A 15,560-nucleotide genomic window follows, 5' to 3' on the forward strand; every position below is an offset into this window, starting at 1 on the left:
CGTTTCATTTTAAAATTCTCAATAAAAGTAGGCAGGTGATTTAAAACCTCAAATAGAATGGCCTAAAAATGGAAAACATTGAAAATTCTTCAGATTATCGGGCTTCAGTCGCAATCACATTAAAATACTTTACTATATAATATTTATTTTTTCGATAATTTGAGGCGCGGAGGTAGCTGGTAAATGGCAATTAATAAATTGTTTTACAATTTGTTATGAGGTTATTTAGCGAAGAATAACGAAATTCTAATTTCCCGGTACGAATGTGCTACTGCAAAAATGAAAAAACGGCTGTAAACATTTACTGGCCAGATTTTTAAATATAAAAAAGGATTGTACTGTTTCTAACAAAACCGTACAATCCCCTTATTCATATTACAATTAATTCTATGTTGATATATTTGTTTTAGCAACTAATTCCGCTTCATTTTCTCGAGCTCCTGCTGCATGGCAAACATCTGGTCGCGTAACCGCGCCGCCTCCATAAAGTCGAGATCCTTCGCCGCCTTCTCCATATCCTTCTTTACCTTGGATATACTCTTCTCCATCTGCGGAATGCTTTGTACCGTATTGGCATTGAACACTTTACCTTCATCCGCCACCACAGCCATTTCATCATGCACCGCGTACGGCGACGATTCGTCGAAATGCCGGATCTCCAGTACCGACGTCTGCCCCAGGATCTGTTCCTTCGACTTCCGCACGGTTTTGGGCACAATACCGTGCTCCTCATTGTGTTTCCGCTGCTTTTCCCGCCGGCGGTCGGTCTCGTCGATCGTCCGCTGCATGCTGTCCGTTATCTTATCGGCATAGAAAATAACTCTTCCGTCCACGTTCCTCGCCGCACGGCCGGAGGTCTGCGTCAGGGAGCGCTCGTCGCGCAGGAAGCCTTCCTTATCCGCGTCCAGGATCGCCACCAGCGACACCTCGGGCAAATCGAGCCCTTCCCTCAACAGGTTCACCCCTACCAGCACATCTATATTACCCAGGCGCAAATCCCGCAGGATCTCCACCCGTTCCAGGGTATCCACTTCACTATGTATGTACCGCGATTTGATATTGATCCGGTGCAGGTATTTGTCCATCTCCTCCGCCATCCGCTTCGTCAGCGTCGTTACCAGCACGCGGTCGCCCTTTTTCACGGTTTTGTCGATTTCGTCCAGCAGGTCGTCTACCTGGTTCTTGCTCGGCCGCACTTCGGTGGGGCGCACGATCTGTTCCACCACCACACCTTCCGTTTGCCGGAGCTCGTATTCCCCGGGCGTGGCGCTTACATATATTGTCTGGTTGAGCAGGCTTTCGAATTCATGGAAGTTCAGCGGACGGTTATCGAGCGCGGAGGGGAGGCGGAAGCCGTAATCCACCAGCGTCAGTTTGCGGGAGCGGTCGCCGCCGTACATGCCGCTCACCTGGGGAATGGTTACGTGGCTTTCGTCGATCACCAGCAGGAAATCTTTCGGAAAATAGTCTAGCAGGCAGAAGGGGCGTGTACCCGGCACGCGCCGGTCGAGGAAGCGGGAGTAGTTCTCGATGCCGGAACAATATCCCAGTTCCCGGATCATTTCCACGTCGTAGTTCACGCGTTCGGCGAGGCGCTGGGCCTCGATGAGCTTTCCTTCCCGTTTGAAATATTCCACCTGGGCTGCCAGTTCGTCCTGAATTTCGTGGAGTATCTGCACCATGGCGTCTTTCGGGGCGATGTACAGGTTGGCGGGGAAGATGGCGGCGGTGTCCATCGTGCCAATGCGCTTCCCGTTCTGCACGTCGAAGCTTTCGATCTCCTCGATCTCGTCGCCGAAGAAGGTGATGCGGTATCCATAATCGACATACGGAAGGTTGATGTCTACCGTATCGCCCTGCACCCTGAAGTTACCCCGGTTGAAATCCCCGGTGGTACGGGAATAGAGGGCGTTCACCAGCCCGTGCAGCATGGTGTTCCGCCCGATCTGCTGTCCTTTGAATATCCGGATGATCCCATTCTCGAAGTCGGTAGGGTTACCCATACCGTAGATGCAGGACACGGAGGCCACCACGATGATGTCTCTCCGGCCGGAAAGGAGGTTCGAGGTAGCGCGGAGGCGGAGTTTGTCCAGTTCTTCGTTGATGGCGAGGTCTTTTTCAATGTAAGTATCGCTCACGGGCATATACGCCTCGGGCTGGTAATAATCGTAATAGCTCACGAAGTATTCTACCGCGTTGTCGGGGAAGAACTGTTTGAATTCACCGTAAAGCTGGGCTACGAGGGTTTTATTATGGGTCAGCACCAAAGTGGGCTTCTGCACGTTCTGGATCACATTGGCGACGGTGAAAGTCTTTCCCGAGCCGGTAACGCCCAGCAAGGTTTGTGCGGGCTCGCCATCCTGTAGCCCTTCGGTGAGCTGGGCAATGGCAGTGGGTTGATCGCCCGAGGGCTTGTAGGGTGCTTGTAATTTAAAAGGCATACATTTTCCGATTTAACTGGCGGGTCAACGAATTTCGGTTATTATGGGGGAATGACCGAACTTCGGTTGCAAATTTCGACAAATTAAACGGACATGAAAAAGGTTTTAACCATGCTACTGCTGATGAGCGCGCTCCTCCCCCTGCAACCTGCACAGGCCTACGGTCCCACCGGTCACCGGGTAGTGGCGGAGCTCGCCTCCTTCCATCTCAGCGCCAAAGCAAAATCGGGCATCCGGAAGATCATCGGCAACGAAACCCTCGCCATGATCGCCAACTGGCCCGACTTCATCAAATCCGACACTACCGGCCGGTACAACCATACTTCTCCCTGGCATTACCTCGACTTCCCCGGCCACTGCTCCCGCGCGGAATTCGACCGCATCATGGCCGAAGCCAAAGGCGAAAACCTGTACAGCCAGACGCAGGCCATGATCGCGCAGCTTAAAAACCCCAGGACCACACCCGAACAACAACGGTTTGCGCTCTCCTTCCTCGTACATATGATCGGCGACATGCATATGCCGCTGCATGTGGGGCGCGACGAAGACATGGGAGGGAACAAGATCCAGGTGTCCTGGTTCGACCGCCCCACCAATCTCCACCGCGTGTGGGACGAGCACCTGATCGACTTCCAGCAATACAGCTATACCGAATACGCCCATATCCTCCACCGCGTGCTCACCCCGGCTCATATCCAAAAAATCCGCCATGGCAGCATCGCCGACTGGATGTGGGAATCGCATGTGCTGAGCGATAAGATCTACGACCGCACCCGCCCCGGCGACAAACTGAGCTACCGCTACAACTTCCTGTTCGTGGAAGACCTGAACGACCAGCTGCAGAAAGGCGGCGTCCGCCTGGCGAAAATCCTCAACGAAATCTTCGCATAAACACAATTACGGCATAAAAAAAGCGGTCCCGGCAAAACCAGGACCGCTTTTCACATTATAAAGAAATGTACTAAACGAGATCGATATCGAAGTTCACCAGTTGCACGAATTGTTCGAGGCGGGTGGTGATATCTTCTTTGGTGATTTCGCGGAGGCGGGTGGCGCCGAATTTCTCCACGCAGAACGAAGCCATGGCCGAGCCTACGATGATGGCGGTTTTCATGTTTTCGAAGGAGATATCTTTCGTTTTCGCCAGGTGGCCCATGAAGCCTCCGGCGAAGGTGTCGCCGGCGCCGGTGGGGTCGTATACATCTTCCAGCGGCAATGCGGGTGCGAAGAACACGTGGTTCTCGTGGAACAGCATGGCGCCGTGCTCGCCTTTCTTGATGATTAGGAAGCGGGGGCCCATCGTGAGCACTTTCTTCGCGGCTTTCACGAGGGAGTATTCACCGGTGAGCTGGCGGGCTTCGGAATCGTTGATCATCAGCACATCCACCATTTTGATGGTTTTGAGGAGATCTTCCAGGGCCACGTCCATCCAGAAGTTCATCGTATCCATCACGATGAGTTTGGGGCGTGTTTTCATCTGGTTGATCACGCTCATCTGCACCTGGGGGGTGAGGTTGCCGAGGATGAGGAACTCGCTGCCCTGGTAGCTGTCGGGGATCACGGGCTGGAAGTCGGCCAGCACGTTCAGGTCTGTTACGAGGGTATCGCGGGAGTTCATGTCGAGATGATAACGGCCGGCCCAGTAAAAGGACTTTTCGTCTTTCTTCACCTGCACGCCGTCCATGGCAACGCCGCGGGCGGTGAGGGCGTCCAGTTCTTCCTGCGGGAAATCCCCGCCGATCACCGACACCTGGTTAACAGGCTGAACGAAGTTGGAAGCGGCCCAGGCGATGAAAGATGCGGAGCCACCGACGATTTTATCCGATTTACCGAACGGCGTTTCGATATCGTCGAACGCCATGGTACCTACTACGGTAAGAGACATGTGATGCTTGAATTAGAGGTTTAAAAACGGAGCAAATGTAAAACATTCACCCCTATTAACCCTTTATTTTCGGGCGTGAAAGGTGTTTTTACCGCACAATAAGGCCTGAAATCACGATTCCTGCGTATCAGGGCACTGATTTAGGGGGTGGATGTAACTTTTGGCCGGAGGCGTCCGTTTCACCCACAAACAAGCAAACTTATTATATCTTTGACGGAAATCATGCAACACATGTTCGTAAAACATATCTGGAAAGGAATTGCTGCAATGGCGATCATTGGCACTACACTGGCTTCCTGCACGAAAGACGATACACCCAAAAAGGTTTACCGTTATCAGAACATCAACCTGGTAGATAAAGACAATGTCACCAACGGCTACCTGACCATTGCGGAAATCACCGACTCCACTTTTGACGTTTATATGCAAATCAACAAATCGCAGATGGACGTTAAATACAATTTTACGTTCTTCCGCGGCGCCATTACCGCAGCGCCTACCGACACGCTCTTCAGCCTCGGTTCTATTATCAGCCAAACCACGGGCACTCCCGTACTGGCCAATATGCGTATCAAGGAAGTGAAAGTGGACGCAACCACTACCCGTAAGTTCAATTACGACAGCGCGATTGCCGTTAACGCATTCGGGCGCGTATCCATCCTGGGCTCCCAGGGCCAGGATTCTGCTGTTGCCACTGCCAACATCGGCAGCAATATGACCAAATAACTTTTTTTAGTTGATAGATGGATGTAAGCTGTTCCGCTTTGCGGGGCAGCTTTTTTTATTCCCGCCGGGCCTGCCTCCAAAAGAAAAGCCGGCCAAAAGGCCGGCTCCAGGTCGTATATGAATAGGATATGGTTCCAGGCGGGAAAGAATTCCCATGCAGAACAGCTTTATACCGTATGGTTGTCAATTTCGTAAGACCTTGAATTCCGTCCGGCGGTTCGCTTGCCGGCCATCGGGATTGTCGGCGCCATTGGGCAGGGTATTCGGTGCAACGGGGCGCGTTTCTCCATAGCCTTTGCTCACAATACGTTTCTCTTCAATGCCTTTGCCGATGAGGTAGTCCACGCAGGATTTTGCACGGGCGTTCGACAGCTTCAGGTTGTAGGCATCGGTGCCCTTACTGTCGGTATGCGCGCCCAGCTCGATTTCCATTTTCGGGTTATCCAGCAGCAGGAAGTACAGGGAATCCAGGATGACTTTGGATTCCGGCCGCAGGGTGGCTTTGTTGTAATCGTAATAGATATCGTTCAGCACGATGGGTTTGTTGATCTCGAAACGTTTCAGGCAAACAGTGGGGTTCATCATGGAATCCACCATGGTCAGCTGTTCCGAGTTGAAGTTGAAGTTTTTGGAGAAGTAGTTTTCCTTCTCGATCAGCACTTTGTACTTCTTGTTCATTTCGATCTCGAACATGTAATTGCCGCCCATGCCCGTTGTCTGGGTTTCCAGCACGTTTCGCTGGGTACTGTCGAGCAGGGTGATTTTAGCGCCTGCGAGGGGTTTATTGGTTTCGCAGTCGAGGACCATCCCTCCGGCCATTTTGGCTTTTCTTTTTACGGCGAAGATTTCGAGGCAGCAAACAGACTCCCTGTCGGAGCTGATAAAGCCTTTGTTGAGGGCTTTATCCGGAGAAAGGCCGGTGTAATATTGATCGTCTTTGGCGGAATTGATGGGGTAACCGAGGTTTTCAGGGGCGCTCCACCCGCCGAAGTTGCCGGCGGATTTTGAGGAGAAAAAGTCTTGTCCACCAAAGCCTACGCGGCCGTTGGTGCTGAAGATGAGGGTTTGCTTACCGGGGTCGTAGAAGGGCGAACTTTCGTCGCCGTCGGAGTTGATGGTATTGCCGATGTTCTGGGGTGCGCTGAGGGTGCCTCCGCTGCCGATGGTGGCGTACCAGATGTCGAATCCTCCTTTGCCGCCGGAGCGGTCGGAAACGAAGAGGAAATATTTGCCGTCGGAGGAGATGGAAGGTTCTTTGGCGCTGTAGCCCGCTGCGTTGATGGAAGCGTCGAGGGGCTGGGGTTCCGTCCATCCGGTGCCGCTGCGGGTGCTGCGGTAGATGGTCGATTTCTTTGCGCCGTCTTTACTGTTCCAGCGGGTCAGGAAAAGCGTGTTGCCGTCTGGCGTGATGGCCGCAGCGCCCTGCTCAATGCCCTTGTCGGTAGGAATGTCTACCTTCTCCCTGCTTTCATAACTGGCATTGTTGCCGGTGGCCGCGTAGAGCGTGTTGATGAAAGGATTCGATTTCTTCGCCAGCAGCATCGAATCTGGCCGCGACGAAGTGAAATACACCATATTCTCTGAAACGGGAACGATAGCATAATTAGCGCCGCCCTGGTTGATATTCCCTGATACCTTCACCACTTCATACCGCGGCGGATATTTCATTTCTTCGATCGCGAATTCGCAATTCTTAATTTCCAGGTCGGCTCTTTTCGAAAAGTCGTCATAAGCCTTGTACCCCTGCCGGAAAGCGGACAGCTGCTCGAGGGCGCGCTCGTAATCTTCCGGTTTCTTCGCGTTGGCACGGATGGTAATGCCGTACCAGTAGCGCGCCATGGGGAATAGTGACGTATCGAAAGTCACGGCTTCGGCGTAGTATTTCTCGGCGCTGCCGAAATCATTGTACATCCGGTACGACTCCGCCAGGCGGTATACCACCTGCTCATAATCCTTCAGCTTCTGTTCTTTCTTCTTACCGCCGCGTTCCACCTGGTAGGGACGGTATTCGCCGGGCTTCACGCTGAAGGTGCCCAGCGCCTTGCTGTAATATTGTGCTGCGGAGTAGTAGTCTTTCTGCTCGAAATACTGGTCTGCCGTGCGTTTGTAATCATAGATGTATTGTGCCTGCAGTTGCGGAGCGAATCCGGCCAAAGCCAATATACATATGAGGGTAAATTTTTTCATAATGCGCATCATTTGGTGTGACTGACCGGGTATTATAACCTGGGGCAGATGAAATATTCCGGTTCGAGGATTCTCCGTTTGCGCCCGATGAACGACAGCGATACTTCGAAGGCATTGCTGCCGCTGGCGAGCCTGCGGAGGTTGGATGCATTGGCGTCGTAGCTGAGGCCCAGTGTGAAGTTTTTATAATGTAACCCGGCAAAGGGGATCACCGCGTCTTTGAAGCGGTAATTGGCGCCTAACAGCAGATCGAATTCGAGGTTAACGCGAATCTGGGAATAGATGCCCGCTACCGTTTCCTCCGCGTTCCCCTGGCGCATGTAAAGGGCGTGGGGCGTGAGGCCGATCATTTCATTTACCCGGATGCGCGAACCGCCGTGCACCGTATAACGGACGGGCAACGATTTCGTTTCGTCGCTTTCCGCTACAAAAGGATCCTGCGGCTGGGTAAGGTGCGCGCCGGCTATACCGATAAAAGGATTGAATTTATGATTGGGATTGCCATCAAACAGCAACAGGCCCACATTGGCGTCGAATACGGTGGAAGAAGTAGCCCGGAGCGATTCGCCAGTAGGAATATTCGGATCGAAGCCGCTCACAGGGTTGTACTGGCTGCCCATCTGGAATTTGGACTGGTCCACCCGGCGGCTGATCACACCCGCCTGCACCCCTGCTACCAGCTGGGTAGTGTTGTTCCGCCCCATCTTTACACCGCTATACGATACGGTAGCCATGGCATTGAAGTAATTGAACCCTGCCGACCCGGCCCGCATGTTGAGCGCGGTGATTCCCAGTCCCACGTTCTTGGCCGTGGGCGCATCGAACGAAACGCCGCCCGTGGAAAAGGGATCCCCGAAGTTCGCCCACTGGTTGCGGTAGTTGCCGGTCAACCGGTAGTCCCCGTCGATCACACCCGCCATCGCCGGGTTAAGGAACAGCGGATACGCGTAATACTGTGAAAAGTGGGGGTCTACCTGGGCGCTGGCAGACTGCAAACTTCCGCATACCGCGAGCAATGCCACAAAAATTTTATTCTTCATAGGAACGTGTTTTTCGTTTTTGATAGCCGGAACGAAGCATACACTTCGTTCCGGCAGATTGATGATTTTTGCTTTGCCTATGTGCAGGGTGATTACCTGATAATTGTAATGGTTCCGCGTTTATTCACGACCGTGCCATCCTGGAGGGTAGCGCGGAGCACGTAGTTGTAAACGCCAACCGGTTGCTTCCTTCCGCTCATTGTACCATCCCATCCGCGCGCGCGTTCTCTCGACTCGAACACCAGCTGTCCCCATTGGTTGTACACCCTGAATTCCATCTGGCTGATCGTAGTGCCGTACACATAGAGGATATCGTTGGTGCCGTCGTTGTTCGGCGTGAAGGCGTTCGGAACGAATACGAGGTTGCCCGCCGGGTTGTCGGTGCTGCCACCGCCCTGGAACCATGCGCTGTTCTGGCATTCGCTGGCCCCTACCGCCATCACCTGGACGGTGACGTTTTGGTTCGGTTCAAGACCGCTCACCGTATGAGTGGTGCCCGTGAGGCCCGAACTTGGTTGCGTGAAGGTGATACCGCCGTCGGTAGACACCCTGTAGCCCAGGGCCCCTGCGATCGCATTCCAGCTGAAGGTTACCGTAGTAGCCGTCCTGTTCGAGATCGAAACCGTCGGCGCGGGGAGCACTGCGTACACATTGATGGTTACGGCCGTGCGGGTCGCACTCATACATCCGCTGGCGTTGCTCGCCGACACGTAGTAAGTTGTGGCAGCCGTGAGCGCCGGGGTGGTGAACACCGCACCCGTGAAGATCGGCGTGCCGCCGGTGGCCGTAGTGTACCAGTTGAAGATAGTGCCCGCCTGCGTTGAGGTAGCCGTGATGTCTACCGTGCTGTCAGGACAAATGGTGCTGGCATCCGCCGTCACCACCGGAACAACCGGTATGCCGCCTACTTCCGCTCTTGCCGCAGCTCTGCCTGCGCTGGCGCAGGTGCCGCCTACTACTGCTTCAACATATACATTCAAACTGCTGGTCAGCGCGCCCGTAGTATAGGTCGGCATGGTGCCGGACTGCAGGAGGGTGCCGCCGGTGGCAGCGTCGTACCAGTTGTAGGTCACGTTAGCCACAGGGTTCTGGATCGTGAAGGTGGCGGTGGCGCCGGAGCAGATATTCACCGTGCCGCCGTTGGCCAGCACCGGGGTCGACGGAGCGTCCGCCGGGATGAAGATCACCTGGGCGCGGCCGTTGCTGGCGCAACTTCCGCCGAGCAGGGTTGCTTCAACATAAACCGTATCCCTTACCGACAGTCCCGCAGGCGTAGTGTAGCTGGAGCCGGTGAAGAGGCGGGTGCCGCCGCTCGGTGCGTCGTACCAGTGATATTGATAATCGGTGCGCGCGTCCCTGATCCTGCCGGTAGCCCTCAGGCCGCGGCATACCGTCACCTCACCTTCTACCGCCAGCGGTACTGCAGGCCCTGCCGTTACCGTTACATTCACTGCCGTGCGAACGCTGCTGGCGCAATTGGCCGCATTCACCGCTTCCACATAGAAGATGTCGTTGGCGGTGATTGCCGGGGTGGTGTAGGATGTACCCGTTGCCAGGAGCGATCCGCCGGTGGCGGCGTCGTACCACCTGTAAGTCAGGCTGGCCTGCGGGTTCGTTACGTTGATCGTCGCCATGTTGCCTACGCAAACTGTGATCGCGGTAGCGTCTACCGTTACCACCGGCGGCGCCGGGGTGATGGTTACGGTTACGGCTGCCCTGGTTGCGCTCGCGCATGCGCCGTTATCGGATTCCACATAGAAGGATGTGGTAGCCGTGATGCCCGTGGGGGCGTAAGTGCTGCCTGTGAAGAGGAGCGAGCCGCCTGTTGCGGCATCGTACCACCTGTAAGTAATACCCGGTTGCGGCGATTGTACGCTCAGGCTGATCGGTGCGCCTGCACAAATGTTCGTGTTACCCACGATCACCGGTACGGCGGGCCCTGCGGATGCGATGAGGATCACCTGGGCGCGGTTGCTGCTGGCGCAATCGCCGGCGTTGGCAGCTTCCACATAAATGGTGTCGCGCATGGTGAGCGGAGCAGCGGTTGTATAGCTGTTGCCTGTGAACAGGAGGGTGCCGCCAATCGGGGCGTCGTACCAGCGATAGGTGATTCCTGCCAGCGGGTTGCTCACGCTCGCCGTGGGACGGTTACCCGCGCATACCGTTACTTCGGCATTGGTAACCGCCGGCGTTGCCGGACGCGGCGTTACCGTTATGCTTACCTGTGTGCGGGTGGCGCTTTCGCAATTGCTGCTGTTCACAGCTTCTACATAATAGTTCCTGTTGGTGTTCAGTACCGGTGTGGTGAAGGATGCGCCCGTTCCTACGAGGTTTCCGCCGGTGGCGGCGTCGAACCACCTGTAGGTCAGGTTAGCCTGCGGGTTCAGCACATTGAGTATGGCGGTTCCGCCCACACAGATGGATTTGGTTGCCGCATCCACCGTTACTGCCGGCGGAGCCGGGTTCACCGTTACCAGCACTGCGGTTCTGCTGGTGCTCACGCAGCCGCCAGTGTTGAGGGCTTCCGTATAGAAGGTAACGTTGGATGTATGGCCTGTTGCCGTGAACGTGCTGCCGGTGCCCAGGATGTTGCCGCCGGCAGGTGCGCTATACCACCTGTAGGTTACCCCGGCAACAGGGTTCTGGATCGAAAGCCGGATCGTGTCGCCCAGGCAGACCGATGTCGTACCAATTACCACCGGCGTTACAGGAATCGCGGCTACGGAAACGGTGACCCTCGTGAGGGAAGCGCTGCCGCATCCCGTTGCGTTCACAGCCTGTACAAAGAATGTATCGGCCGCACTGATTGGCCCGATCGGGAAGTTGGCGCCTGTGAACAGGAGCGTTCCGCCCGGTTGATCGTACCAGTTATAAGTAATACCTGCCGCCGGAGCCAGCACGCGGAGCGTATCGCGGCCGCCGCTGCACACCGCTACGCTGGTGGCCTGTACGGCCGGAGTAGCGGGGAGGCTGTTGTAGCTGACAAATGCTTTCGCCCTGGAAGAGCTGATGCATGCGCCCGTACCAATGGCATCTACATAGTAAGATACCGTGTCGGTGATTGCCGGCGTAACGAACACCGGTCCTGTGAACACCGGCGCACCGCCCGACGGCGCCGTATACCACCTGTAGGTGATGCCAGCCTGCGGGTTGCGCACGCTGACGGTCGCCGTTTGGTTCAGGCATACCGTAGTGGTAACATTGGTCAATACCGGAACGGCCGGCGCCTGGTTCACGTTCACCATGGCTGCAACGCGGCCGCCTGCGTTCGGGCATCCGCCCGCAGTGCGCACTGCTTCCACATAATAAATCGTATTGTTGGTAAGTGCGGGCGTCACGAAGGTATTGCCCGTGAAGACCGGCGTGCCGCCGCTCACCACGTTATACCAGCGATACACCACGCCAGCTGCCGGCGATTGCACGCGGAGGGTTCCGGTAGCGCCGGAGCAGATGGAAATGCTGTCCGATTCGAGCACCGGATCCGGCGGCAGCGTGGCTACCGTTACAGTTACCGTTGCACGGGTGGCGGTACCGCAAGTACCATTGTATGATTCTACATAGTAAGTCGTATTGGCCGTGAGGTTCGGCGTGGTGAACACGCTGTCGAGGCTCAACGGAACACCGCCGGTAGCAGCCGCGAACCAACGGATCGTGTGTGCCGGGTTGGCCGGACGGGCCTTCAGCACCGCGTTGCCGCCGATACAGATCGTAGTATCCCCCGCGATGATGGCCGGCGCCGGCGGTACGGGCAGCACGTTCACCGTGGCCTGCGTACGGATCGGGTTCGCGCAGCCGGTAGACGCACGGTAGCTTTCCGCATAATAAACGGTAGTCGCATTCAGGACAGGCGTATTGAACACCTTGCCCACAAATACCGGCGTTCCGCCAGTCGCCTGCGTATACCAGCGCACCGTTGCGCTGTCGGACGCAGTGGCCGTCAGCGTTGTGCTGGTACCAGCACAGATCGTCACGCTATTGGTCGCGATCACCGGCGACGCAAGCACCCTGTTCGCATAGTACACATTCACGTTCATCAGCGCACCCACCAGGCTGCGGACGCGGATCTGAACGCTGGTGTACGGAGCCCCCGGGGCAAAGAGCACTGCCTGCTGATTGGCGCCGCCCAGCAATACAACACGCAGCAACGAGCTGTTCAGCGCTCTGGTATCGTTGTTGGACGTTGCACCATTGAACGACGTGATCTCGATGCGGCCCAGTGCCGTTGCATCCAGGAGGCCGCCAGGCGTAGAGAAACGGAGTTTCACCGTGTCGCCCGCTGCGGCCAGGCCACCGAAGTTCAGGTTATATGTCACATCCCCCGCCACACCTACTGGTATGGAGATATTGGCGAAGTTGGTGGTATCGTTGTCAACCGCATTATCCGGATTATTCACCGCGCACAGCAAGCAAACACCATTAATATTTGAAGTAGTGGCGTTCGCAAAGTCGCAACCGGGATTGAAGTCGCGGTTCACATTCACGGTTACCGCCGTCCGGTTAGCGCTGGCGCAACCGCCGGCAGATACGGCTTCTACATAATAAGTCGTCGTATTCGCCAATTGCGGCGTGGTGAATGAAGTACCGGTATGTATAGCAGACCCGCCCGATGCCGTCGTATACCAGCGATAGGTATAAGCCGCATTCGGAGCAGTGATGCTCAATGTTGCCGTCAGACCGTAATCCACGATACCGCTGGCCGGAACGATCGTTACAGCGGGAGACGCAGGCAGCGCTTCCACTGTAACCGTTACGGTGCGCGGCGTTGCGCTCGTGCACTGGCCACTGGAAGCCACTACGTAATAGGTCGCATTCGCTCCCAGCGCAGGCGTAGTGAATACCGGGCCGGTGAACACCAGGTTCGTCAGGCCGGCGTCGCTGTACCACAGGAAGTCAACACCCGGTGTGGCACTCGAAGCCGTCAGCACGGCGGAAGTTCCGAGGCAGACGGCCGCATTGCCCGGCGTTACATCCGGCACCGCCGGACGTTCGCTCACATTCACCTGAACCGCCGTTCTCGTTGCGCTGGCGCATCCGCCGGCAGCAACCGCTTCCACATAGTAGGATACGGAACTATCGAGCGCAGCCGTGATGAAATCGGCACCGGTGAATACCGGCGTACCACCGCTCTGCTGGGTATACCACCTGAAGGTAGCACCCGCAGGACCAGTAGCCCTCAGTGTTGCAGTCGTACCCGCGCAAGTATTTACCGTAGCATTCTCAACCGTCGGAGCGGCAGGCGTAGTACCCACCGTTACCGTTGCAGCTACCCTGCCTCCCGCATTCGGGCAGCCGCCGGTAGAGCGGATGGCTTCCACATAGTAGATGGTGGTTCCGTTCAACTCAGGTGTATTGAAGGTGGCGCCTTCGAACACAGGCGTTCCGCCCGTCAGCGAAGTATACCAGCGATACACCACACCGGCAACCGGCGCAGGGATGCGGAAGGTAGCATTGGCGCCCGCGCAGATGCCCAGGCTGTCAGCTTCCAGTACCGGGGCCGGCGGAGCCGTGCTCACGGTTACCGTTACCGAAGTACGTGTTGCGGATCCGCATTCGCCGTTGAATGCTTCAACATAATAAGTAGTATTGGCCGTGAGGTTCGGCGTGGTGAACACGCTGTCCAGGCTCAGCGGCGTACCGCCCGATGCAGCAGCGAACCAGCGGATCGTAAGTGCAGGGTCGGAAGGACGTGCGATCAGGATCGCATTGTTGCCCGTGCAGATCGTGGTGTCGCCCGCGATAATGGCCGGAGACGGCGGGATCGGCAGCACATTCACCGTAAATGCCGTGCGTACCGGGTTCGCGCAATTCGTGGATGCGCGGAAGCTTTCCGCATAATAAGTAGTAGTCGCGCTCAGCGCCGGGGTAGTGAACACCTTGCCGGTGAATACCGGTGTGCCGCCGGTTGCCTGGGTGTACCAGCGAACTGTTGCACTGTCTGACGCAGTGGCCGTCAGGATCGTGGTGCTGCCCGCGCAAAGGGTGCTGTCGCTCGCGGAAACTTTCGGCTGAGCCAGCAACCTGTTGGCGTAATATACGTTCACGTTCATCAACGCCCCCACCAGGCTGCGCACGCGCAGCTGGATGCGGTTGTAGCTGCCGCCCGGGCTGAAGAGCACCACTTGCTGATTGGTGCCGCCAAGGAGCTCTACGCGCAGGAGCGAGCTGCTCAGCGCCCTGGTGTCGTTGTTAGATGTAGTTCCGTTGAATGAAGTAATCTCGATGCGGCCCAGCGCCGTGGCATCGAGCAAACCGCCTGGTGTCGCGAAACGCAGTTTCACAGTGTCTCCTTCCGCAGCCAGCGACTGGAATGTAAGGTTGTAAGTCACATCCCCGGCTACACCTACCGGGATTGAGATATTGGCGAAATTGGTGGTATCGTTATCTACCGAATTGTCGGGATTGCTCACCGCGCACAACAGGCAAACACCGTTGATGCTGGAAGTAGCCTGATTGGCGAAATCGCAGCCTGGGTTGAAATCGCGGTTCACATTGATCGTTACGGCCGTCCGTGTGCTGCTGGCGCAACCACCGCCAGAAACGGTTTCGGCGTAGTAGGTAATCGTGTTGGTGAGTTGCGGCGTGGTGAAGGTATTGCCCGTATGCACAGGGCTTCCGCCGGTGGCCTGCAGGTACCAGTTGTAGGTGGCGCCGGCTTGCGGAGTGCTGATCGACAGGGTGGCCGTCTGACCGTATTCCACGGTGCCTGTTGCAGGATCGATGGATACGATCGGCGCGGCGGGCGCGGCTTCCACCAGTACGCTAACCGTACGGGCGGTAGTGCTTACGCATTGGCCACTGGCGGCTACCACATAATAGGTGGTGTTGGCGGTGATCGCAGGTGTATTGAATACCGCCCCGGTGTGCACGAGGTTGGTCAGCCCTGCGTCGCTGTACCATCTGAAATCAACGCCAGCAGTGGTTGAAGTGGCGGTGAGCGATGCGCTTCCCCCCACGCAAACCGCGGCGCTGGCCGGTGTTACATCCGGCGCTGCGGGGCGCTCGGTGACGTTCACCTGAACTGCCGTCCTCGAAGCGCTCGCGCAACCTCCTGCGGAAATGCCTTCCACATAATAGATCACAGAGCTATCGAGGACCGGTGTGGTAAATTCAGCGCCGGTGAATACCGATGTACCACCTGTTGCCGTGGTGTACCAGTTGAAAGTGGCGCCTGCCGGACCGGTAGCGCGCAGCGTTGCCGTGGTGCCCTCGCAGGTGGTTACCGTCCTACTTTCTACGGCCGGCGCAGCGGGAGCGGCGCCCATCTTCACGAATGCCCGCGTC

At 56.4% G+C, this 15,560-nt stretch carries 7 protein-coding genes; 2 read left to right on the top strand and 5 right to left on the bottom strand.

What is annotated here, in order from left to right; translation table 11 throughout:
- Positions 1-413: 413 nt before the first annotated feature.
- Positions 414-2,441, bottom strand: a complete 2,028-nt coding sequence (gene uvrB / locus Q0510_RS23550; protein WP_298717325.1) for an excinuclease ABC subunit UvrB — start codon at positions 2,439-2,441, stop codon at positions 414-416.
- Positions 2,442-2,534: 93 nt separating this feature from the next.
- Between uvrB and Q0510_RS23555 the strand changes: the two genes are divergently transcribed.
- Positions 2,535-3,332, top strand: coding sequence for a S1/P1 nuclease (locus tag Q0510_RS23555; RefSeq protein ID WP_298717328.1), 798 nt, complete (start codon positions 2,535-2,537; stop codon positions 3,330-3,332).
- Positions 3,333-3,402: 70 nt separating this feature from the next.
- On the opposite strand, the gene Q0510_RS23560 is transcribed toward Q0510_RS23555, so the two are convergent.
- Positions 3,403-4,326, bottom strand: coding sequence for a PfkB family carbohydrate kinase (locus Q0510_RS23560; RefSeq protein ID WP_298717331.1), 924 nt, complete (start codon positions 4,324-4,326; stop codon positions 3,403-3,405).
- 231 nt (positions 4,327-4,557) lie between these two features.
- Between Q0510_RS23560 and Q0510_RS23565 the strand changes: the two genes are divergently transcribed.
- Complete coding sequence (locus Q0510_RS23565) at positions 4,558-5,052, top strand: hypothetical protein (RefSeq protein ID WP_298717334.1); 495 nt, start codon at positions 4,558-4,560, stop codon at positions 5,050-5,052.
- A 183-nt stretch (positions 5,053-5,235) separates the two neighbouring features.
- On the opposite strand, the gene Q0510_RS23570 is transcribed toward Q0510_RS23565, so the two are convergent.
- From Q0510_RS23570 to Q0510_RS23580, 3 genes are all read right to left on the bottom strand, one after another.
- Positions 5,236-7,239 (bottom strand): OmpA family protein, encoded by a 2,004-nt coding sequence (locus Q0510_RS23570; protein WP_298717337.1) that lies wholly within the window; start codon positions 7,237-7,239, stop codon positions 5,236-5,238.
- Between the two features lie 32 nt (positions 7,240-7,271).
- The gene (locus tag Q0510_RS23575) at positions 7,272-8,279 is read right to left on the bottom strand and encodes a PorP/SprF family type IX secretion system membrane protein (protein ID WP_298717340.1); all 1,008 of its coding nucleotides are present in this window, start codon (positions 8,277-8,279) and stop codon (positions 7,272-7,274) included.
- A 92-nt stretch (positions 8,280-8,371) separates the two neighbouring features.
- On the bottom strand, positions 8,372-15,541 hold the full coding sequence (locus Q0510_RS23580) for a gliding motility-associated C-terminal domain-containing protein (RefSeq protein ID WP_298717342.1): 7,170 nt from the start codon (positions 15,539-15,541) through the stop codon (positions 8,372-8,374).
- Between the last annotated feature and the right edge of the window lie 19 nt (positions 15,542-15,560).

Origin of the sequence: uncultured Chitinophaga sp. (assembly GCF_937874145.1) — a bacterium.
Classification (GTDB): Bacteria; Bacteroidota; Bacteroidia; order Chitinophagales; family Chitinophagaceae; genus Chitinophaga.